13 protein-coding genes are annotated in these 22,565 nt (G+C 62.2%); 6 read left to right on the plus strand and 7 right to left on the minus strand.

Annotated elements, in window-relative coordinates; translation table 11 throughout:
• The first annotated feature begins 6 nt into the window (after positions 1 to 6).
• Genes B3C38_RS10565 through B3C38_RS10575 form a run of 3 tightly spaced genes read left to right on the plus strand, consistent with a single transcriptional unit; the run spans position 7 to position 2,752 of the window.
• Positions 7 to 270, plus strand: a complete 264-nt coding sequence (locus B3C38_RS10565; protein ID WP_237958177.1) for an HPr family phosphocarrier protein — start codon at positions 7 to 9, stop codon at positions 268 to 270.
• Positions 267 to 1,868 (plus strand): phosphoenolpyruvate--protein phosphotransferase, encoded by a 1,602-nt coding sequence (ptsP, locus tag B3C38_RS10570; protein WP_286727040.1) that lies wholly within the window; start codon positions 267 to 269, stop codon positions 1,866 to 1,868. The genes B3C38_RS10565 and ptsP overlap by 4 nt, the downstream gene beginning before the upstream one ends.
• A gap of 35 nt (positions 1,869 to 1,903) precedes the next feature.
• The gene (locus tag B3C38_RS10575) at positions 1,904 to 2,752 is read left to right on the plus strand and encodes an alpha/beta hydrolase (protein ID WP_022333191.1); all 849 of its coding nucleotides are present in this window, start codon (positions 1,904 to 1,906) and stop codon (positions 2,750 to 2,752) included.
• Positions 2,753 to 2,906: 154 nt separating this feature from the next.
• Here B3C38_RS10575 and B3C38_RS10580 read toward each other — a convergent pair whose 3' ends face one another.
• The 5 genes from B3C38_RS10580 to B3C38_RS10600 form a co-directional block, all read right to left on the minus strand.
• Positions 2,907 to 3,887, minus strand: a complete 981-nt coding sequence (locus B3C38_RS10580; protein WP_286727041.1) for a FecR family protein — start codon at positions 3,885 to 3,887, stop codon at positions 2,907 to 2,909.
• A gap of 40 nt (positions 3,888 to 3,927) precedes the next feature.
• Positions 3,928 to 4,539, minus strand: coding sequence for an RNA polymerase sigma-70 factor (locus B3C38_RS10585; RefSeq protein ID WP_141405608.1), 612 nt, complete (start codon positions 4,537 to 4,539; stop codon positions 3,928 to 3,930).
• Between the two features lie 191 nt (positions 4,540 to 4,730).
• Entirely contained in the window at positions 4,731 to 5,060 is a 330-nt protein-coding gene (locus B3C38_RS10590; RefSeq protein ID WP_022333194.1) for a glycerophosphodiester phosphodiesterase family protein, read from the minus strand.
• Positions 5,061 to 5,083: 23 nt separating this feature from the next.
• The gene (locus tag B3C38_RS10595; protein ID WP_022333195.1) at positions 5,084 to 8,251 is read right to left on the minus strand and encodes a fibronectin type III domain-containing protein; all 3,168 of its coding nucleotides are present in this window, start codon (positions 8,249 to 8,251) and stop codon (positions 5,084 to 5,086) included.
• A gap of 15 nt (positions 8,252 to 8,266) precedes the next feature.
• Positions 8,267 to 9,649 carry a BACON domain-containing protein gene (locus B3C38_RS10600; RefSeq protein WP_286727042.1) on the minus strand — a complete coding sequence of 461 codons (1,383 nt, stop codon included), beginning with the start codon at positions 9,647 to 9,649 and terminating at the stop codon, positions 8,267 to 8,269.
• 558 nt (positions 9,650 to 10,207) lie between these two features.
• Between B3C38_RS10600 and B3C38_RS10605 the strand changes: the two genes are divergently transcribed.
• From B3C38_RS10605 to B3C38_RS10615, 3 genes are read left to right on the plus strand one after another with little or no spacing between them, the layout of a single operon-like run.
• A complete protein-coding gene (locus B3C38_RS10605; RefSeq protein WP_286727043.1) occupies positions 10,208 to 13,843 on the plus strand; it encodes a SusC/RagA family TonB-linked outer membrane protein in 3,636 nt (1,211 codons plus the stop codon).
• Between the two features lie 12 nt (positions 13,844 to 13,855).
• A complete protein-coding gene (locus tag B3C38_RS10610; protein ID WP_286727044.1) occupies positions 13,856 to 15,688 on the plus strand; it encodes a RagB/SusD family nutrient uptake outer membrane protein in 1,833 nt (610 codons plus the stop codon).
• 19 nt (positions 15,689 to 15,707) lie between these two features.
• Entirely contained in the window at positions 15,708 to 17,297 is a 1,590-nt protein-coding gene (locus B3C38_RS10615) for a calcineurin-like phosphoesterase family protein (protein ID WP_286727045.1), read from the plus strand.
• 168 nt (positions 17,298 to 17,465) lie between these two features.
• Here B3C38_RS10615 and B3C38_RS10620 read toward each other — a convergent pair whose 3' ends face one another.
• Positions 17,466 to 18,944 (minus strand): RagB/SusD family nutrient uptake outer membrane protein, encoded by a 1,479-nt coding sequence (locus B3C38_RS10620; protein ID WP_286727046.1) that lies wholly within the window; start codon positions 18,942 to 18,944, stop codon positions 17,466 to 17,468.
• Positions 18,945 to 18,956: 12 nt separating this feature from the next.
• Positions 18,957 to 22,502, minus strand: coding sequence for a SusC/RagA family TonB-linked outer membrane protein (locus tag B3C38_RS10625; protein ID WP_286727047.1), 3,546 nt, complete (start codon positions 22,500 to 22,502; stop codon positions 18,957 to 18,959).
• Positions 22,503 to 22,565: the final 63 nt, after the last annotated feature.

A 22,565-nucleotide genomic window follows, 5' to 3' on the forward strand; every position in this document is an offset into this window, starting at 1 on the left:
ACTTATATGACAACCGGAAAAGTAACGATCACCGCCCCTAACGGCATGCACGCGCGGCCTGCGGGCGAACTTGTAAAGTTAATCAGAGGGCTTGCGCCCGCCAGGGTCACCCTGCGCACCGCGGCCCGGGAGGCCAGTGCCGTGAGCATTCTTTCGCTCCTGGCATTGGGGCTCAAACACGGCACCGAAGTGGAAGTCTGCGCCGAGGGCGGCGACGAAGCCGCCGCCGTGCGGGCCGTAACGGATTTCATCGCCGGCATCCGCGAATGATGTTCACGATCCGAGGAATCCCGACGGCGGGGATCGCCGTCGGGACAGCGTTCGTGCTGCAACGCCGCGCATCCGCCGCTGCTACGGCCGCGGCAGGCGACCCCGTGGCCGAGGCCGGGCGGTTCCATGCGGCGCTGGAGCGTGCGAAGGCGGAGCTGTCCGCACTGGCAGAAGGCGAGGCTGTTTTCGCCGCCCATCTGGAGATGGCCGGCGACCCGATGCTCGCCGGGCTGGTCGAGGGAAGGATTGCGGAAAAGCACCTGTCCGCCGGGCAGGCGCTCGGCGAAGCCTGCGAAGAGGTGTGCGGCATGTTCGCGGCGCTCGACGACGACTACCTGCGGGGACGTACCGACGATGTGCGGGACGTATGCGCGCGTATCCGCCGCGTCCTGTCGGGCGAAACCGCCCACGACCCCTTTGCCGGACTGGCTCCCGGGACGATCGTGGTGGCCGACGAACTGGCGCCTTCGGATACGGCACAGATGGATTTCGGCAGGGTCGCCGGGCTGGTGACGGCACACGGAAGCGTGACGAGCCATGTCGCGATCATCGCCCGGAACAAGGGCATCGCGGCGCTGGTCGGCGTTGCCGGGTGCATGCGGCAGGTCAGAACCGGCGACCGGCTGATAATCGACGGGGAGCGGGGCGAGCTGATCGTCGACCCCGATCCGGCTACCGGACGCAAATACGCCGCACGGCTCGAATCGCTGCGCCAGGATGCGTTCCGCTGCGCGGCGGAGGCGCAGGCGCCTGCCGTTACGCCCGGCGGGCGGCGGATCACGGTGCTGGGCAATGCCGCGAACGTCGATGAAGTGCGACGCGCGCTCGATGCAGGCGCCGAGGGCATCGGACTTTTCCGGAGCGAGTTCCTCTACATGCAGGGCCCGGCGCTCCCCGACGAAGAGACGCAGTTTGCGGCATACCGTGCCGCGGCGGAGCTTTGCGGGGCACGTCCGCTGACTGTACGGACACTTGATATAGGCGGGGACAAAGCATTGCCCTACATGCACTTCGAGCCGGAGGAAAACCCGTTTCTGGGATGGCGTGCGATCCGGGTTTCGCTGGCCATGCCGGAGCTGTTCCGCACCCAGCTGCGGGCATTGCTGCGCGCGAGCGCATTCGGCAACGTGCGGGTGATGTTCCCGATGATAGCTTCGGTCGGGGAGTTCCGCGCCGCCAAAGCGGTTGTCGAGACCTGCATGGCGGAACTCGACGCAGAAGGGGTTGCCTACGACCGCGATATAGCGCTGGGGGTGATGATCGAGACCCCGGCCGCCGTATTCATCGCCGACGAACTGGCTGCCCGGGCGCGTTTTTTCAGCATCGGCACCAACGACCTGACGCAGTACGTGATGGCTGCCGACCGTGGAAACCCCCGCGTAGCCTACCTTTGCGACGCATTCGACCCGGCCGTGCAACGCAGCATCGGCATGGTACTCGACGCCGCGCACCGGGCGGGTATCGAAGCCGGGATGTGCGGCGAACTGGCCGCCGACCCGCGCGCCACGCAGCGCCTCGTGGCGCTCGGCCTCGGGGAATTCAGCGTCGGCCCCCCGGCCATCGCCCCGTTGAAACACCGTATACGGACTGACAAATAATTTTTATCTTTATCCCAACGTCTAAAACTCGAATTATGAAGAAAACAATGCTCCTGCTCTTCGCCCTCATGCTGTCGTCGGCGATTTGTGCGCAGGATTACCACGTTGTCCTGTGGGACAACACGACGGCACCCACCTCGAACGGGCTTTCGGGCGACGAGGTCGAATCCAAGCCCGGACAGTGGAAAAACACGCAGACGGCCGAAATGTGGATTTACAAGGCCGGGGACAATGCCACGGGACAGGCGCTCGTGTTTTTCCCCGGGGGCGGCTATTCGTCGCTCTCGGTCGGCAACGGACATAAGGAGGCCCAGTGGTTCGCCCGGAACGGCATCACGGCCGCGGTGGTGAAATACCGCCTGCCCAACGGCCACAGCGAGGTTCCGCGCAACGATGCCGACGAGGCGCTGCGCGTGATGCGTTCGATGGCTGCGGAGCTGAACATCGACCCCGCGAAAGTGGGGGTGTCGGGGACTTCGGCCGGGGGTTACCTCGCCGGGAGCGTCGGGACGCTTTCGGACGTGAAGCCGGGCTTCATGATCCTCTTCTACCCGGTGATCTCGGCCGACCCGGACAAACGTCACAAGGGGACTTTCGTACAGCTGCTCGGCGCCGAAGATGCCGACAAACCCCTTGCACAGGAGTTCTCGCTCGAGAAGAAGGTCGATGCCGCCACGCCGCCGACGCTGTTGTTCCATTGCGACGACGACAAGGTGGTACCGGCCGTGAACAGCGCGCTGTTCTACCAGAAGCTCAAGGAACACGGCATCAAGGCCACGCTGCACATCTATCCGTCGGGAGGCCACGGCTGGGGCATGAACTCCCGCTTCCGCTATTACGACGACTGGCAGAAAGCCACGCTCGACTGGCTTTCGACGCTCTGATCCCGCGGCGCCTGCGCTCCGTGAAACGATAAAAGAGGCTCCCAAGGAGCCTCTTTTTGTTGTGCGGTTCTGCCGGCATTCCGGTACGCGAGCCGACGTCGGTGCCGCGTGCGTCCGATCCCGGGAATCCGGCGGACGGTATTCCCCAGTAGGGTTATTTTTTGCGGTAGATAACCTCGCAATGCTCGCCCGTGAGGTATTCGACGATATTGAGCACCTCTTCGAGCGAATTGGAACGCTGGTAATTGAACGTATAGCGTTTGTCGTCGTAGCGTCCCGCCACCGAGAGCCGCACGCCGAAGGTCGTCTCGATGTGCGAGATGATCTCGTGCAGCGTAGCGTCGGACATCGTCACCAGATCGTACTGGGTCAGCACGAGGTGCGAAGCGTTGACCTGCGTAATGGCGAGGTTGTCGTCCGCAGCGTCGTATAGGGCGCGCTGGTCGGGTTGCAGCGTCACCAGGTTGACCCCTGCGGGCGTCTGAAGGCGTACGGAACCGTGTTCGAGGACGACTTCGGCCTGCTGCGAACCTTCGTAGGCCTGCATGCAGAAGGAGGTGCCCAGCACGCGCACGCGCAGTTTGTCGGTGGACACGACGAACGGGGCGGCTTCGTCCCGCGCTACCTCGAAGAAGGCCGCACCGGCCAGCTGCACGTTGCGCTGCGTCGGGCCGAAAGCTTCGGGCAGCGTCAGCCTCGTACGGGCGTTGAGCCACACGTGCGTCCCGTCGTCGAGCGTGACGGTCGTCACCGCATCGCCCGTGTTCTCGTAAACCCGGTATATTTTGGGTGCCGAAAGGAAATGCCATGCCGTGCCGGCGCATACGGCGAGCAGGACGGCAGCAGCGGCCCCCAGCGTCCACCGCACCAGCTTGCGGCGCCTGGCGGATCGCTCCCCGGCGGCTATCTTCCCGATCCGGTGGTCGGTGCTGCGCATGAACGATGCGAAGCGCGCCAGGTCGGTGCTCTCTTCGAAGACGCAGCGTGCCCCCCACAGGCTCTTCAGTTCGAAGAAGTATTTGCGGTGCTCCTCCGACTCCTCCAGCCACGCGAGGAGATATTTTTCCTCCTGCTCCGAAGTCTCCCCGGCAAAGTATTTCTGTATGACAGCGTCCATTATAATCGTATCGTCCATTTGTTCTGTGTCCGTTTAGTATACAATCCACGGGCGAAATCTACCCAAGCGGATGGGAATTATTTTGCAAAAAAATGAAAAACAGCAGCAGAATCAGCTCCGATTTCGACAATTTCGCCCGCAGTTGCCTCAGGGCAAGGTAAATATGGTTTTCGACCGTGCTCTGCGCAATCCCCATCCGTTCGCTGATCTCGCGGTGGGAGAACCCTTGCAGGTAACTCAGCGAAAAGACCTCGCGGCATTTGGCCGGGAGGGCTGCGATCGCCTCGTTGATGCTCGTGCGCAGATCTTGCGAGTAGAGCTTTTCGATGACCGGATTCCGGTCGGGATCGTAATAGGCGTAGCCGATGCTTTCGATACGTTCCTGGTAGTAGGAGCGGTAGCTGCACGCATGGCGGTGCTTGTTGACGTAGTTGACCGACTGGTTATAGACCGAGCGGAGCAGGTACCCGTAGAGCGACTGCCCCGGGTCGAGCGCCTCGCGGCGCACCCATACGTTAACGAATACGTCCTGCACGACGTCCTGCGCCCAGTTCCCGTTCAGGAAGAGGCGTGCGTAGGCCGTCAGCGGCGCATAATAACGGCCGCACATCTCGTCGAAGGCTTCGCGGCTCCCGGCGCGTATGGCGGATATGAGTTCTGCAGGCTCCATGTTCGTATCGTATGCGCAAAGTTAGAAAATATTTGCAGATTGGCGAGCCCGCCTGCCTTTTTTGTTTTCCGCAGGGCAATAAAAACGGCGGCGGGCATGATACCCGCCGCCGTCGGCTGTCGGTCGCGCCTTCAGGGAACTGCGGAGTGCCGGGTGAATTCCCCGGGCATGCGCGCACCGCCCTGCGGCAGTCAGTTGGCCGACACGAATGTCCTGGTGAGGAGCTCCTTCAGGGTCTCGGGGTTGTTGGTGGTGATGAAATCCATTCCCCATGCGATGCAGGTCATCATGTCCTGCACCGTGTCGACCGTCCATACGTTCGTGACCATGCCGTTGGCATGTGCCTCCTTGACCCATCCCGGATTGCCCGAATAAGCCGAGAAGCGGTAGTCGATACCCCCGATGCCGTCCTGCCGGACTGCGGCGGGAGCCAGGTCGCCGTTCAGGTATTGCACCATGGCACCCGGGAGGGCGTTGACGATGCGTTTGCAGGTCGTATAGTCGAAAGCGATGTATTCCACACGGTCGGTCAGCCCCTTTGCCTTTACGGCCTCGATGACGGCATCCGCCGCACGGGCGTTGCCGACGAGGAGTTGTCCATAGCCGAACCGTCGTTGCGGAACACCACGTCGAGCAGGTCGGCCGTCGGAAGGAGCGGCTCGCCGCCGCTGTCCATGGTCGTGGCGTTCGCCGTTTCCGACCAGTCGGAATCGAGGCTGCCGACCGCCTTGACCTTGGCCCAGTAGGAGGTGTTGCTTTCCAGGTTGGTCAGCTCCTGCGACGTTGCCGTGGACGCGATGCCGGTCTTGTAGGCATACTCGCTTTCGGGGGCTGAGGCCGAACCTTTCCAGTAGGCGACCGTGTAGGAAGTCGCATCGGGGACAGCGTTCCATTTGAGCGTCAGCCTGTCGGCCGCCGCTGCGGCGTCGAACGAAACCCCGCCCGGTGCTGCGGGTTTGGTCGCGGGGGTGATGGCCGTGCAGGTGACGACCACGTTGTCCAGCAGGGCGCGTTTCTCGCTCGTCGAGATCACGATGCGGCAATCGGGCGTCACGTTCGTGAGGGTTGCCTCGAACTCGCGGAACCGGGCTTTGGCAGCCGAAATATCCACGGGGTCGGCCGCGGAGACCTCCGTGACCGTGCCGGTGATGGCGCCCTTTGCGCCGAGCACGGCGCCGCGGACGGCCTTGACGAGGATTTTCCCGGCATCGGCGCCCGAACCGTCGTATTTCTCGCTGTAAGCCTGTGCCGAGAAGCGCACCTTGACGGTCGCCGCATCGGGCAGGGCGGTCAGTTCGGGGGTGTAAAGCGAGGCGGCCGCACTTCCGGCGCCCATCTTGACATAGCCCGGGCGGCCAGCGATGTTGCCCGACTTGCCCCAGGCCGAAAGGCCCGTGCCCTCGGTGTAGGGCGCAGCCACGCCGCCGCCGCTGAACAGGTCGAACTCATTGGCCGTACAGCGGGTGGCCGAGAACCCCGAAGGATTGTCGCCCGAAGCTGCGGCGTAAGTCCCGCGGTTCGAGCTCGGGGGATAGTAGCCCGCGGCGAAATTGGCGATGTCGCCGCCGTGGATCACCTTGGAGAAATCTTCCGCCAGGAGGATGTCGCCCGCCTTTGCCGAGCCGGGAGCGGTGGCACCCGCCTGCGGCCCCGCGGCGGCAGTCGCATATGCGAGCGGGTCGGAGAAGAAATCGTTGGTCTTGTCGTCCACGCAGACGTAGTAGGTCGTGGCGGGGGCCAGTCCCGAGAAGGTGAAGCGGAAGCGGTTCCCGGCCGTGATGCCGAAGACGTTCGAGGCATTCCAGCCGACGAAGAGATCCTTGCATTCGGCGTCGCTGTAAAGTTTCACGTGGTAGACCTGCGCACTGCTGTTGACACACGCCTGGCCGTCCGCACGGGCCCATTCGACCGTGAGGGTCGAGGAGGTCGCCAGCACTTTCGACACGACGATCCCGGCCTGTACCGGGGCTATGTCCGTCTTCTGCGACACGACGGCGGAGTAGTCCGAATCGTAGCCGGGGTTGTTGTAGCGGCACGCCTTGACCTTCGCGTGGTACTCGGTGCCGGCCTCCAGTTCCTTGAGCAGGTACGAGGCCGAGGTGATGCCCTCCGCTATCGTGGCGTCCTTCTCCTCTGTGCCGTCGGCCCACCAGGCCACCGTATAGGAAGCCGCCCCGGCCACTTCGTCCCATTCGAGGGTCAACTTGTCGGAATAGACGGCTTCGGCGTCGAATTTCACGTTCGCCGGAACGGTGAGTTTTTCCAGTTTGGTCTCGCCGTCGTAAACCACGACGATGTCGTCGAGCAGGTAGCGGGTCTTGTTGGCGCCCGCCTGTGCGGGGTTCGACGAAAATGCGATGCGCGACGTGGGCGAGAGGCCGTCGAGCGTCACCGTGAAGGTTTCGAACCGGCCTACGGCCGACGAGATGTCCACGACCTTCGAAGCCACGGCCGTGCCTTTCTTGCTCACGGAGTTGTTCGACCCGAACTCGGCGCCCTCGATGGCCTCGACCACGATGTCGCTGCCATAGACGTTTTCGCCTTCGGCATAGGCGCTGGCCGAGAAGCTCACCGTTACGGTCGTGTTCTTGGGCAGGGCCGCCAGCTCGGGCGTATAGAGGATGCCGATGCCGCCGCCACCGCCGCCGCACTTGATGTAGCCGGGGCGGGTCGAGGTGTTGCCCGACGACCCCCAGCCCGTCATGCCGAGGCTTTCGACATACTCGGCCGAGGTTCCGCCCGTGTGGATGTGGAATTCCGTAGCCCAGTTGCAGACCGGACGGTCGCCGTCGGCCTGCGGGTTCTCGCCCGTGGCGGGTTCCCAGGCCTTGCGGTAGTCGGTCCCCGATACGGCGTTGTAACCTGCCGCCGAGCGGACGATGTCGCCGCCGTGGATGAATGCCGCGAAATCCTGCGCCAGCACGATGTCACCGGCCTGTGCCGGATTGTTCGGCGAGGCTTCGGGCCCGGCCTTGGCCGTGGTTCCGGCGACGACGGGGGTCATGATATTGCCGAAGCTGGCATTGGTAACCCGGGCGTAGTAGGTCGTTTCGGGATCGAGCCCCGAGAAGGTGAACCGCACGACGGGATAACCCGCCAGGGCGGTGAAGATGCCTTTGTCCGACGCGAGTTTTCCGTCGGCCAGCCAGCTGACATGCAGCTCGCTGCACGCCTCGTCGCGGAACAGTTCGATGTTGTAGAGGCGCGTGGCGTCGGTCGCCGCATCTTCGGTATACGACCACTCGTAGGTGAGCGTCGACCCCGTCGCGGCATTGAGCGTGAGCTTCGGGTCGAGTTCGAGGATACCCACCGAGGCCATCAGCATGGCCGGCTGCTCGTTTGCCGTGACGTATACCCAGTCCGAGGTGGAGGAGTAGGGGAAGTTGGCCCTGACGCGGCCGTAGTATATCCGGTCGGTCGCCAGGTCGGTGAATTCGTGGTAGTCGATCGCGTCGGTGGTCTTGCAGAGCGCTTCGCTCACGGGGTTCATCTCCCCGTCGACGAGCTGTACGGTGTACGACGTCGCGCCGCGGATGAAATCCCAGCAGATCGTAAGCGACGTGGGCCCGTATTCGAGCAGTTTCACGTTCTTCGGGGTCTTGGACTTGTTGGCCCCCGATATTTCCACGCCGTCGTCCTTGCAGGCCGTCAGCGAGACTGCGGCCGATAGCGAGAAGAGGGCGAACAGAATATATAAAATGCTTTTTTTCATGGTAGTTGTCCGGTTTTAGTATACGAGCTTGATGTCGTCGATGTACCAGCGGCCCGCCTTCACCGAGGAGCCCGAGAACCAGCTGTCGGCCGTGGAGATGAAGAATGCCAGATTGGCTTTCGCGCCGGGATTGGGGATGACGGCCGTGACCTCGACCCACGTGTAGGCGGGGATGTCGAGCGAAACGTAGCTCTTGGTCGAAGCTACGATCTTGTCCAGCGTGCCCTTCGGGATCCAGAACCCGTCGTTCTTCTCGCAGATGCCCACCATGCCCTGGTCGGGGGCTGCGGCCCAGATGGCGACCTTGCAGGTCAGCAGCAGGTCGTAGCCCGCGGGGATGTTCAGCACCGGGGAGATGAGGTTGCCCGGCTGCCCGTCGGCATTGTCGCTCGCGGCGCCCAACTGGATGTAGCCCGGACACATGTAGTTCAGGTAGCCTGTCCACCCCTCCATGCCGATGGCGCGGTAGAACGCCGCGTTGCCGTTGCGTACGGTCGAGGTGATGCCGCCGATGCTGGCGTTGGTGCCCGCCGTAACGCTCACCGTCTCGTTGTCGAGGCTCAGGTTGGCCACGGTCTTGTCGGCCGTCGTGACACCCGCCTTCTGGCCGATGCAGTCGCCGCCCCAGGGGAATTTGCCGAAGTTCTGCGTCAGCAGGGGAAGCTCCTCGCCCTGGGCGTCGAACCCGGCGCGGACGATGGTCGAAACGGAGCCGAAATCCTTCTCCGCGCCAGCCTCGTCCGTAGCCTTCACGGCGAAGGTCACGATGCCCTGCTTGGTGGCGGTGCCCGTCAGGGGCACTTCGATGTAGCCGTTGCCGGCCGTCGAGATCGAATAGCTGCCGCTGGCGGCCGTGATCCCGTCGCCGCCGGTCTGCGTCACCGTGACGGTGTATTTTTCCGTGCCGAGCGCCTTGATGTAGGGGATGCGGAGCTTGGCCCCGGCTTCCGCGTTGAGTTTGAGCATACCCGAGACGTCGAACTGCTGTCCGTTGTCGAAGGGTTTCCACTCGAAGATACCGTTGTCCTGCCTGATGGCGATGGCGACGTTCTCTTCGCCGCAGCCGTGCAGGTAGATGGTGGCATTACGCTCCTCGGAGGTGTTCTGGTCGCAGGTGACCGTCACCTTCTGGTAGGTGCCGGGGTCTCCCTTGCCCGAGAGCTGGTCGACATGCACCCAGCCGTAGGCGTTCGTCCACTCGCGGCTGTCGGGAGTGTCGCTGATTTGCCAGTCCCCCGTGGCGCGGATCGTAAACGTATCGCTCGATTCGACGTACGGGAAACTCATCTCGCGCAGGTTGCGTTTGAGGAACCCCTGGTCGTCGTCGCTGCACGCGGCAAGACCGCAGATCCCGCCCAACGCGAGAACTATCGTCAGTTTATGAATAAATTTCATCATGATTGGATCGTTAGTTTGTTTGTAAAACCAATAAAAAAACAGAAACCGACTCCGGATACACTGCCGGATGTCAATTTCCTACACGGTTTCTAACGATATCGAATGACTTGCACTGCAAATATAGCAATTTTCCGGGATTCGCAAGAAAAATGTTTAAAATTTTACGAACCTTGCAGCGAAAAACCGAAAAATAAAATATCTGTAATATATAGGTATAAAAATTTGCATTGTAATCTTGTGAAAAAAGCTTCCGGCATTGGGTAGTTTGCCCCGGTCGCTTGTATCTAATGCAGACCGGGCGGAAAACGCCGGCCGCAACCGCCCCAATGTAAACTTTAAAAAAGCGATTATTAACCGGAAACTTTAAAACAGCTTCGAAAAATGCCTGACTAATCCCCCTACACCAGCACTACACGGTTTTTTATCGGACGACGGATGACTTGCAAGGTTCTGTCTGCCGTATCGGAACGAATTTCCCCGGAGCCCGCCTGCACGGCGCGGCTGCGGACGTGCTTTGCACGCGGCAGCGGGAAATAACCAATTAACCGAATTGAAACTATGAAGAAATTATTCCATAAAGGACTATGTCTGGTCATGGTGCTCTGCGCGGGGGCTTTCGGCTGCTATGCCGCCCAAGGATCGCTCCCCGGTGCGCAAGGGCAGGGGTATGACCTGAATTTATCCTACTCGCGGACGACGCTCAAGGCCGTTGCCGATGCTATTACGCAGCAGGCGGGCATCGCCTTCTCCTACGAAACGGCACTGGCCGGCTATCCGATGGAGAACCTGGAGGTCTCGGAGAAGGGTGCCACCATCGAGGCCATCCTTGCGACCGTATTCACGCCCCGCGGCATCGACTACCGGGTGGTTGACAAAGTGGTCGTGCTGACGCGCAGCACGCGCCCCGTCCCGGCAGCCAGGGCCGCCGCCAAATCGGAGGTGAAAGGGGTCGTCCGCGACGCTGCGGGCAACCCGATGATCGGCGTGACGGTCACTATCAAGGGGACGCTGGTCGGCGTCTCGACGGGTGTCGACGGCGGCTATGCGATCCCGGCCGACGGGAACGCCACGCTGCTCTTCTCGTATATCGGCTACCGCCCCCATGAGGAGGTGGTAGGGCGCCGCACTCAGATCGACGTCACGATGCAGGAGGACGAGCTGGTGATGGACGAAGTGGTCGTCGTAGGCTACGGCACGCTCAAGAAACGCAATATCGTGGGCGCGGTCGAGAACCTTTCGGGCGACGCGGTCGAAAACCGGCCCAATGCCAACATCACCCGTTCGTTGCAGGGCCAGATCCCCGGCCTGAACATCGTACAGGTCGACGGTAAGGCCGACCATGCCGGCGAAGTCACCATCCGCGGCGTGAACAACACGTTCAAGGCCCGTGTGAGCGGCGGTGAAAAGACCAACAAACTCGGACAGGGCGGCGGCGCGCTGGTGCTCATCGACGGAGCCGAAGGCGACATGGGTTCGGTGAACCCCGACGACATCGCCTCGATCTCGGTGCTCAAGGACGCTTCGTCGGCCGCAGTATACGGCGCCCGCGGCGCATTCGGCGTGATTCTCATCACGACCAAGGATCCCGAGAAGGGCAAGGTGCGCGTGAGTTACAACGGCTCCGTGTCGCTGCACCGCCGTACGGTGATCTGGGAGGACAACGTGGTCACCGACCCCGTGCAGTGGGTCGATGCCTTCCGCGAGTCGTATCTCAACTCCTCGCCGACGGCGACCGTACCGTCGCTCTTCAACAACTACATGCCCTATTCGAACGCCTGGTTCGAGGAGCTCAAACGCCGCCGTGCCGATCCGACGATGGACAACTACGACATCGACGCCAACGGCAACTACAACTACTACGGCGAGACCAACTGGCTCAAGGAGATCTACAAGTCGGTGAACTATTCGACCACCCACGCCGTCAGCATCCAGGGCGGCCGCGAAGGGGTCAGTTACTACATTTCGGGCCGTTACTACAACCAGGACGGCATCTACAAGGTGGGCGAGGAGACCTACAAGAAGTATAACCTCCGTGCCAAGGGCTCGATCCGCATCCGCCCGTGGCTGACGCTGGACAACAACACCAGCCTGATGAGCAGCAAGTACCACCAGCCCATGGTGCACTACGGCCAGCAGGTGATCTCGCGCCAGATCGACATGTTCGCCTTCCCGTTCGCCCTGCTGAAGAACCCCGACGGCACCTGGACGCAGACCGCGGCCAAGACCGGTTATGCGGCCTTCGCCGAGGGCACCTCGTGGCAGGAGAACAACAAGCTCGAAGTGGCCAACACCACGACGTTCAACTTCGAATTCGTCCCCGATGTCTTCAAGGTCTCGGCCGACGTGACCTACAAGGGATCGCGCTGGTCGCGCGACCGCATGGAGAACCTCTACACCTACTACACCGGCGTGAACGTTTCGGGGCAGGACAACAGCTATTCGTCGCTCGAAAACTGGACGTACCGCTCGGACTACATCTCGACGAACATCGTCGGCACGGTCACGCCCAAGCTGGGTTCGGATCACGACCTGAACGTGGTCGCCGGATGGAACCTCGAGGACTACGACTACCGCACGCAGAAGACCTACCGCCAGGGTAACCTCTATCCCTCGAAGCCGAGCTTCACGCTCATGGACGGCGAGTATTACTCGACCACCTCGGGCGGCTACACGTGGGGGCTGGTCGGATTCTTCGGCCGCGTCAACTACGCCTATGCAGGCCGTTACCTGGCCGAAGTGAGCGCCCGCTACGACGGGTCGTCGAAATTCCCGTCCAGTTCGCAGTGGGGCTTCTTCCCCTCGGCATCGGTCGGATGGCGCCTCTCCGAAGAGCCGTGGCTCAAACCGCACGTCGAAGGGTGGCTGGACAACTTCAAGGTTCGCGCCAGCATCGGTTCGCTCGGCAATGCCAACATCGACCCCTACCAGTACCTCGAGACCATGACCGCTTCGGGCAGCGCCTCGATCGCCAAGTCGTCGGTCATCATCAATGGCCAGAACGTACCTTACACGTCGGTGCCCAGCCTGATCCCCGACGACATCACCTGGGAAAAGGTCACCACCTACAACATCGGCCTCGACCTCGACCTGTTCCACAACCGGCTTTCGTTCACCGGCGACTATTACCGCCGCAATACGACCGACCTCTACACCGTCGGCCCGAACCTCCCGCAGGTACTCGGTAGCGCAGCGCCCTACGGCAACTACGCCAGCCTCAAGACCAAGGGGTGGGAGCTGAGCCTTTCGTGGCGCGACTCGTTCAACCTGGGCGGCAAGCCGTTCAGTTACAGCATCAAGGGTATGCTGTGGGACAGCCGCAGCTGGATCACCGACTACTATAACGAAACGGGCGACCTGACGACCTACTACAAGGGCATGGAGATCGGCGAGATATGGGGTTTCCGCACGGCGGGCATCTACGCCAGCAACGCCGACGCCCTGAACGGCCCGGCCTACAACTTCTTCAAGAACGGCGAGATGTTCCGCGCCTATGCCGGCGACCTGCGCTTCGTCGACGTGGACGGCGACGGCATCATGACCAAGGGCAACCGCACGCTGTCCAACCACGGCGACCTGGAGATCATCGGCAACCAGTCGCCGCGCTACCAGTACAGCATCAACATGTCGCTGAACTGGAACGGCATCGGGCTTTCGATGCTGTGGCAGGGCGTGGGCAAGCGCGACTGGTACCCGTGGACGGAGTCCGGATTCTTCTGGGGCAAATGGAACCGCGCCTACAACTCGCTGATGAAGACGCAGACGGGCGACAACGTAGTTAAGATCGACAAGAGCACCGACAACTGGCGCGTCACCAACATGGACAAGAACCCCTACTGGACACGCATGGTATCGCTCGCCGCCAACCGCAACGACGGCCCGCTGACGTGGGAGAACGACCACTACCTGCAGGACGCTTCGTACATCCGACTGAAGAACATCACCGTCGACTACACCTTCCCCAAGCACATCTGCAAGAAGCTGCGCCTCGAGGGGCTGAAGGTCTACCTGTCGGGCGAGAACCTCTTCACCCACTCGCCGATGTTCAAGCACACGGACATGTTCGACCCCGAAGTCATCACCAGCGGCGACTCCGATTTCGCGGCCTCGACCACTTCGGGCCTGAACGGTACGGGTAACGGCTATTCCTACCCGATGCTCAAAACCGTGACCCTGGGTATAAACGTAACATTTTAACCGACAGCAACCATGAGAAAGATACTGCTATATACGCTGATGACCCTCGCTGCCGCGGGAATGGCCTCCTGCGAGGATTTCCTGACGCGCGACACCTACGACCAGATCGGCAGCGACGAGTTCTGGAAATCGGAAACCGACCTGGAACTCTATGCCAACGGTTTCATCCAGAAGATGATCCCCGGCGACGGAACCATCACGCGCGGCGACATCTATGCCGACTACTGCGCCGTGGACATCCCGACCGACCTGCTGCGCCCCGACGGCAACGTCTCGCCCGACAACCAGACCGGATGGGCCGAGAGCAACTGGACGAACCTTCGCCGCGTGAACTACATGCTCGACAATATGCACAAGTGCAAGGGGCGTGTGAGCGACGAGATCTACAACCACTACGAGGGCGTCGCCCGTTTCTGGCGCGCCTGGTTCTACTACGACAAGGTGCAGACCTTCGGCGCCGTGCCCTGGTACGACTTCACGATCGCGGCCAGCGACAAGGAAGCGATGATGAAACCCCGAGACAGCCGCGAGTACGTCATGGACAAAGTGCTGGAAGACCTCACCTTCGCAAGCACCTACTGCCTCTCCGACGCCAAATTCACGAAAGGCTCGGCGCTCATCAACAAGTGGGTGGCACTGGCCTTCAAGTCGCGCGTCTGCCTCTATGAAGGCACCTTCCGCAAGTACCACTCGCGCGAGCCGTCGTCCGACAAACCGTGGCAGGCCGAGTATAACGCCGACAACAAATTCCTGCGCGAGGCCGCTGCCGCCGCCAAGGAGATCATGGACAAGGGGCCCTATTCGCTCGTCACGGGCGATGTGAAGACCGCCTACCGCTCGCTCTTCACCAGCGCCGGGCTGCTCACGCAGGAGGTGATCTTCGGCCGTGAGTACAGCAAGGAGCTCTCGGCGTTCCACGAGACCAGCTGGTACTACTATTCGCCGACCTACGGTGCCAAGATCGCCATGACCAAGAAGTTCATGAACACCTACCTCACGACCCGGGGCACGCCGTTCACCGACATCGACGGTTACCAGACCATCGACTTCATCCGCGAGTTCGACGGCCGTGACGCCCGCATGGCGCAGACGGTCATCAGCCCGACCTACAAGATGAAGATCAGCGGCCGCGAACGGCTCTATTCGCCCAACTGGAAAGTGACCCGTACGGGCTACCATCCGATCAAGTGGTCGATCGACGACGATGCCGACAACGTGCTGTCGAAGGCCGCGAGCTGGAATTCGCTGCCGATCCTCCGCTATGCCGAGGTGCTGCTGAACTACGCCGAGGCGAAGGCCGAGCTGGGCGAAATGGACGCCGCGGTATGGGATCAGACCATCGCGCTGCTGCGCAGCCGTGCCGGCGTGACCCCGGTCGTCCCGGACAAGGCCGACCCCTACATGGAGGCCTATTTCCTCAATACCGTGACCGACAAGTGGATCCTCGAAGTGCGCCGTGAGCGCGGCATCGAGCTCTGCCTCGAAATGGGGCTGCGCTGGGACGACGACATGCGCTGGCACATGGGCGACCTGCTCACGAGCGACAACAACCCCTGGACGGGCATCTGGATCGGCAACACGGGCTACACCTACGATTTCACGGGGCAGAGCACCGACGACAACGGCGATCCCGTGCCCGACTTCTACATCCGCCCGGGCGAGGATACCGAACATTCGATCGCCATTTCCAATACGGGGGCCAACCAGACCTTCTCGCTCAACGCCGCGGGGAATATCGTCTGGGAGTACAAGCGCAAGTGGGGCGAAAAGAAATACCTGCGCCCGATCCCCCAGACGGCGATCACCCGCAACCCGAACCTCGAACAGAACGCGCTTTGGAAATAAGCAATAAAAAACTCAGGATATGAAAACGAAAATCATGTTATTATGCTGTATGGCGGCGACGCTGATGCTGGCATGCAGCAACGACAAGTCCGGCGGGCATGACGGCGGCGAGGGTGTCGAAACCGAAGTCAACGGCACGCAGCTCGACGGCAATACGACCCTCTACGGACTGGTGACCGACACGTCGGGGAACCCCGTCCCGGGCGTGGTCGTGTCGGACGGCTACGGCTGCGTGGAGACCGATGCCAACGGCGTCTACCAGATGGAGCGCTACAAGAAGGCGCGCTTCGTACATTACAGCACGCCGGCAGGGTATGCCGTCAACACGTCGGCGGACAACTACCCGCTCTTCTACGCCGAGATCGTCCATAAGAACATCGCCGACCGCCACGACTTCGTGCTGACGCCGCTGCCGGCCCCGGAAAGCGATTTCACGCTGGTCTGCATCGCCGACCCGCAGTGTTCGACCACGGCCGAGATCAGCCGCTACGTCAACGAGACGATCCCCGACATCGAGGCTACGGCCGACGCTTACAAGGCCAAGGGCACGCCGGTCTACGGCATCACGCTCGGCGACATCGTCTTCGACACGCCCGACCTGTGGAGCAACATGAAGGAGTCGATGGCCAACCGCAACCTGCCCGTCTTCCAGACCATCGGCAACCACGACCATTTGCAGACCGAGACCTCCGACGACAATGCCGCGGCCAATTTCGAAACGCAGTTCGGCCCGCGCAACTATTCGTTCAACCGCGGCGACGTGCACATCGTGTCGATGGACAACGTCCTCTACGAAGGTAAGAAGAAGTACAAGGGCGGCATCACCGACAAGCAGCTCGAGTGGCTGCGCCAGGACTTGTCGCACGTGGACAAGGACAAGCTCGTGATCTTCTGCGCGCACATCCCGTTCCGCGGGGGTACGAGCGTGACGGACGAGAGCCACGAGAACTACGACGGCGTGCTCGACCTGCTGTCCGGGTTCTCCGAGGCGCACATCATGATCGGCCATACGCATTACCACCAGAAATACATCCACAAGCGTAACGGGAAGACGATCCTCGAACATGTCCACGGCGCCGCCTGCGGTGCATGGTGGACGGCGAACATCTGCGCCGACGGCACGCCGAACGGGTACAGCGTCTACGAGATTTCGGGCAACACCATCGCCAACCAGTACTACAAGTCGACCAACAAGGAAGCCGGCTACCAGATCCGGGCCTATTCGGCCACGCAGGTGTTCGGCAAGTCGGGCAGCCTCACCTTCGGCTGGGCGGCCAACTCCCCGGCCATGAACGATGCGAAGTGCATCGTGGCCAACGTCTGGAACTCCGACGCCTCGGGCAACTGGAAAGTCTCGCTCTGGCAGAACGGCACGAAGGTCTGCGACATGACCCGCGTCAAGACCTACGACTACTGGGCCTATGCCTACCACGTGCTCTATTACAGCAAGAGCGTGGGCACGACCTGGGGCAAGAACCTCGACCATTACTATTACGGGAACCTGGCGTCGGGAACGCCCGAGACCGCCGATTTCGAAATCGTGGCGGAGGACGGCATGGGCAACACCTACCGCACCTCGAAGCTCCAGACCGACTTCACCGGCTTCTGATCCTCCCGCCGCGTAAAAGCGATGCCGCGCCCTTTTCGGGGCGCGGCATTTTTCTTGCCGGTTCACAGGCGCGGTTGCAGGCACGTCGCCTCCCGGGCGCAGGTTCCTCCTCCCGCCTTGCGGGAACCCCGTCGCCGCCCCTATACGGCGGCGTTCCGTCCCGGGCGGTCAATACCAGCCTTCGGTCTGCGTGAGGTTGTAATTTCGGCTCATGGCCGCCTGCGTGATGGGCCATAGCAGTATGTTGGGGTTCTTGTCGCGCTGCGCCGCGATGTCGGCGCTGTACTCCCATATCTTGTCCGTGCGCAGGAGCATCCACCAGGTGCGGCCTTCGCCGACCATCTCCCTGAGGTATTCGTCGACGATCGCCTGCAGGACGGCTTCGGGCGACGTGTCGGTATAGTAATCCCTCCGCCCGTAGGCCCTGGCGGCCAGCGGTGCCAGGGCTTCGAGCGCACCCGCGTAGTCCTTCCCGTAATACCGGGCTTCGGCCGCCATCAGGAAGGCTTCGCCGTAGCGGTAAAGGATGAAATCCGAGTCGAAGATGCGTGTGCCGTTGTCTACGCGCCCCATCAGCTTCTCCGTCCAGCCGATCCTGCGGCCGCCCGTGCCGTAATCGGCCGTGCGACAGGTCAGCGCTGCACGCGTATCGGCGGGGTCGGCCTGCAGCAGGGCCCGGTAGGTGTCGGTATACCACCACCACTGGTTGCCCCCGGTGGTGGGGACGGGGTTGTTGCGGTAGGCCGCTTCGACGTAACTCTCGTTCCAGCCGAGGTAGTAGGCCGGGCCGTTCAGGGCTTCCGACACATCCTGGTGCACGGCGAAAATGACCTCGCGGCCGCATTTGTTCGACGAACTGAAAATATCGGCATACGCGGGCTCGAGCAGGGCGTCCGACAGGCCGAGTTCCCCGAGCGCCTCTTGGGCCATCGCCAGGTAAGCCTCGCCCCCGGCCTGCATACGATACATCCACAGGGCATAGTCGGCCTTCAGCATCGCCACGGCGGCCGGCGTGGCCACGGTCTTGTCCGACGTATCGGCGACGTACCTTTCCGCGTCGGCAATGTCGCGTTCCACGCGCATCAGCACTTCCGAGACGGGGGTGCGTCCGAGGAACAGCTCCGTGTCGGTCGATTCGTAGCCCCAGAGCGGCAGCGGGGCATCGCCCCAGATGCGTGCGATCTGGAAGAAGCAGTACGCGCGGACGAAGTGGGCATTTCCCAGGCAGAAGGCCCGCGGTTTCTCCTTCAGCCCCATTGCCGGGACATGCCTGATGACCAGGTTTGCCTGGTTGACCGTCGTGTAGAGCGCCGTCCAGTCGGCATACTCGTTGACCGAGCTCATGGTGCTGGTGCGCACCTGCGACTGGTCGACGCCGTTGAGCGTGTTGTGCGTCCCCGGGCCCCACAGCCCGTTGCGCAGCTCGCCCCAGCAGAGGTAGATGTCGTTCATGCTCTTGAGCGCACTGCGCAGGTAGACGTACAGCCCGTAGGTGGCCGACGTGGCGTCGCTCTCCTCTTTCCACATGTTGCTGGCCGAGAGCTTGTTGTCCTGCATGATGTCCAGGTCGCCGTGACAGCCGCCCGCCCCGTATGCGCAGAACAGCAGCGCGACTCCGGCTATAGTCTTTCCGAATTTCGTTTTCATGGCAGTAGGGTGTCAGAACGTGAGTTTGGCCGTGAAGAGCACTTTGCGCGTCGGCGGGTAGGGACTGAACCCGGTGTCGTAGGTCGACGACGCGGTGTAGAGGCCGCCGGTGGTCGCGGCCTCGGGCGAGACCCCGTGCACGGCCGTCCAGTAGCAGAGCGTGTTGCCCGAGACGGTGAGCGTCACCTGGCTTATGTGCAGTTTGCGCAGCCACGCCTTCGGGAGCGACCACGAGAGCGAAACGTCGCGCAGGCAGAGGTAGTCGGCCTTCTCGACGAATATGTCGGACGTGCGCCCGTAGTTGCGGTTGCCCCAGTCCGTATCGTTGGCCGTGAAACGGGCGTAGCGCGTGTCGTCGCCCGGCTGCGACCAGCATTTTTTCACCTCGTTCACCAGGTTGTAGTTGCAGTTGCCCATCGTCGACTGGAAATAGCGCATCTGCATGTCGTTGCGCACCGAATGTCCCAGGGCATAGTCCATGTAGACGTTCAGCGTCCAGTTCCGGTAACGGAACGTATTGCCGATGCCGCCTGTCGAGTGGGGCAGGGCATACCCCAGCAGGAACTGGTCTTCGGCGTTGATGATCTGCCGGCCGTCCATGCGCGTCGATCCCGGACGGTCTTTCCACTCATAGTCGCCGATGTCCTTGCGCCCGGCTATCTGCCGCCGGTCGCTGCGCCGGTAGCCGCGCGACTGCGTGTCGTACCGGGCCGCGTCGGCCTCCTCCTGCGTCTCGATGATGCGCTCTGCGACATAGCCGAAGATACGCCCCATGCGCTCGCCCTCGGCGATGCCCCCGAACTGGCTCCCATCACCGACCGAGATGCCGTTGATGCGGTTGCGGGGATTGCCGTTGTCGGGCAGTTCGAGCACGCGGTTCATGTTGTAGCTGTACGTAAAATCCGTCCTCCACGAAAAACCCTTGCGGTCGATGTTGACCGACGACAGAGACAGCTCCGTGCCGTAGAACCTGACGCGCCCCAGGTTGGTCGAAACCGAGTTGTAGCCCGTCGTATTGGGGAGGCTGACGTCGAACAGCAGGTCGCGCGTCTCCTTGTTGTAATAGTCGAGCGCCAGCGTGATGCGGTTGTCCAGCAGCCCGAGGTCGATGCCGGCGTTGAACTGGAGGGTCTTCTCCCAGATCAGGCCGTTGTTGGGCATCGTATTGGTCGTGGTGGTCGCGTTGCCGTTGTAGGTGTAGAGCGAATTGTAGCTGCCGTAGGTGTCGTACAGCCCGATCCCGTTGTTGCCCGTCAGCCCGTAGCTCACGCGCGCCTTGAGCATGCTGACCGCACTGTTTTGGGGCCAGAATCCCTCCTTGCTGACCACCCATCCGGCCGATGCCGCCGGGAAATAGCCCCAGCGGTGGCCTGCGGCGAATTTCGACGAACCGTCGATGCGCATCGTCGCGGCGAGGAGGTAACGCCCGCCGTAGTCGTAGTTCACACGCCCGAAATAAGAGATCAGGCACTCCCGCGTGCGGGTACTCTTCGGATAGTTGGCGATGTTCGAAGTCCCGGCGTCGAGCACGGGCAGCTTGTCCGACACGGCGCCCTGCACCCGCACGTCGAAGCTGTTGAGTTTGTCGAGCATGTATTCGTAGCCCGCCACGGCACCCAGGCGGTGCCCGTTGCCGAACGTACCCTTGTAGTCGGCATAGGCCTGGAAATCCATGCGGTTGGTCTCCGAAAAGCCCTCCTTCATGGGCCGTATGTTCGAGCCCGTCGTGGGGTTGTCCTCGACATAGAAATAGCTGCGCGTATGGCGGTTGTAGTTGGTGAACTGCCCGACCAGGCGCAGCCCGTCGAACACCTCCCAGTCGAGGTTGATCGTGGCCGTCGAACGCTTGATCGTCGACCCGGCATTGTGGTAGTAATAGGCGTAGTAGGCGGCCGGTATCGTCGTGTTGTTGGTGCCCAGCGCGGGCGTGCCCGCCAGCTCCTCGCCCGCCTCCTCGCCGTACCAGTCGCGGTGGGTGTTGGGGACGGAGAGCCCGCGTATGACCGAGTTGCGCAGGCTGAGCGGCGCACTCTCGAAGGTCTGCTGCTCGATCTGCGAATAGTCGAATGTCGTCGAGGCCCTGAGCCGCCGCGTCACCTGGAAGGTCGTGTTGCCGTGGAACGTGAAGCGCGAATAGCCCGTCGTGATCCCGATCCCGCTGTCGTCCGTATAACCCGCCGAGGCGGCGTATTGGATGTTGTCGCCGCCTCCGTCGATGCCGACGTAGTAATTCTGCCAACATGCGTCGCCGAACCATTGGCTCTGCTGGTCGTTGTCCTCGAAGACGATGATGCGCCCGGGGTTCACCGGGTCTTCGACCCATTGGTAGCCGGCGGGAACCTGCTCGTCCGGCCGGAGGTAACGGGTCGTCCAGAGCGATTTGGCCGTATTGCCCGTGCCTGCCGACTGTTCGCCGCCCAGCACCGATGCCGGATCCATGCCGCCGCAATACCCCTCCATGAGCGCCGGACGCACCGTGAGGATGTAATCGCGGGCGTTCATCAGGTCGAACTTCGTGGCGGGCGACGCCCAGGCCCACTGCCCCTCGAATACGATCCGGGGGCCGAGGTGTTTCGAACCTTTCTTCGTGGTGATGAGGATCACGCCGTTCGACGCGCGGGAACCGTAGATGCCCGCCGCCGCGGCATCCTTGAGGAACGAAACGGATTCGATGTCGTTGGGATTCAGCCCGGCCATTTCGCGGACTACGCCGTCGACCAGCACGATCGGGTCGTTCGACTGGTTGATCGACGATCCGCCGCGGATCAGGAATTTGGGGTCTGCGCCCGGTGTCGCATCGGTCGTGGCGACCCTCACGCCGGGGATGCGTCCCTTCAGGGCGTCGCCGACCGAATTGACGGGGATACCCTCCAGGAGATGCCCGTCGAATTTGCTGATGGCCGCAGTCACCGTCCTGCGCGACTGCGTGCCGTATCCGACCACCACCACGTCCTCGAGCACGGCTTCGTATTCCTCCAGTACGACGTCGATGGCCGACCTCGTCCCGATGCGTTCCTCCCGGTCGGCATAGCCTATGTATGAGAAAACGAGGGTGGCGTCCGGATCGGCGAAGATCCGGTAATTGCCCTCCGCCCCGGCCGAAACGCCCCGCATCGTATCCTTCACGACGACCGAGGCGCCGACCAGCGGCGTCCCCGAGCCGTCCTTGACGCGCCCCGTCACGAGTACCAGCTGCGAACGCGCGGAATCCGTGTCGTAGGTCAGCACCACGATGCGGTCGACGACCTTGTAACGGAATCCCCGTCCCTTGAATACCTTTTCCAGGATATGTTCCAGCGGCGCCGCGGTTTCATGCACCGACACGTCGCCGAGCGGCATCTGCGACAGTGCCGATTCGTAGGAGAACAGTACGCCCGTCTGTGAGGTGACGGCCTCCGTGAAGGTCAGCACCGTTGCGGATCCGAGCGTGAGATCCACAGCGTAGGTCTTTTGTGGCGAGGCATTTCTGCCGTCATCCGTAGCATGGGCCTGCGGACACATGCCGGTCAACAGGAGAAGAAATACCAATTCCAGCTTGGGGATGGAATTTTTCTTCATATTTTAAGGTTCGTGAAGCGTGTTCCGGGTTGTGCGGTGCAAAAGGCCTGCGGTGGTCGGCCG

Source organism: Alistipes sp. UBA1686, from assembly GCF_002320215.1.
Classification (GTDB): domain Bacteria; phylum Bacteroidota; class Bacteroidia; order Bacteroidales; family Rikenellaceae; genus Alistipes; species Alistipes onderdonkii.

Bases quoted from the DNA above. Each gene is read 5' to 3' on its own strand.
- B3C38_RS10565 (WP_237958177.1), top strand. From the start codon at position 7: ATGACAACCGGAAAAGTAACGATCACCGCCCCTAACGGCATGCACGCG.
- ptsP (WP_286727040.1), top strand. From the start codon at position 267: ATGATGTTCACGATCCGAGGAATCCCGACGGCGGGGATCGCCGTCGGG.
- B3C38_RS10575 (WP_022333191.1), top strand. From the start codon at position 1,904: ATGAAGAAAACAATGCTCCTGCTCTTCGCCCTCATGCTGTCGTCGGCG.
- B3C38_RS10580 (WP_286727041.1), bottom strand. From the start codon at position 3,887: ATGGACGATACGATTATAATGGACGCTGTCATACAGAAATACTTTGCC.
- B3C38_RS10585 (WP_141405608.1), bottom strand. From the start codon at position 4,539: ATGGAGCCTGCAGAACTCATATCCGCCATACGCGCCGGGAGCCGCGAA.
- B3C38_RS10595 (WP_022333195.1), bottom strand. From the start codon at position 8,251: ATGAAAAAAAGCATTTTATATATTCTGTTCGCCCTCTTCTCGCTATCG.
- B3C38_RS10600 (WP_286727042.1), bottom strand. From the start codon at position 9,649: ATGATGAAATTTATTCATAAACTGACGATAGTTCTCGCGTTGGGCGGG.
- B3C38_RS10605 (WP_286727043.1), top strand. From the start codon at position 10,208: ATGAAGAAATTATTCCATAAAGGACTATGTCTGGTCATGGTGCTCTGC.
- B3C38_RS10610 (WP_286727044.1), top strand. From the start codon at position 13,856: ATGAGAAAGATACTGCTATATACGCTGATGACCCTCGCTGCCGCGGGA.
- B3C38_RS10615 (WP_286727045.1), top strand. From the start codon at position 15,708: ATGAAAACGAAAATCATGTTATTATGCTGTATGGCGGCGACGCTGATG.
- B3C38_RS10620 (WP_286727046.1), bottom strand. From the start codon at position 18,944: ATGAAAACGAAATTCGGAAAGACTATAGCCGGAGTCGCGCTGCTGTTC.
- B3C38_RS10625 (WP_286727047.1), bottom strand. From the start codon at position 22,502: ATGAAGAAAAATTCCATCCCCAAGCTGGAATTGGTATTTCTTCTCCTG.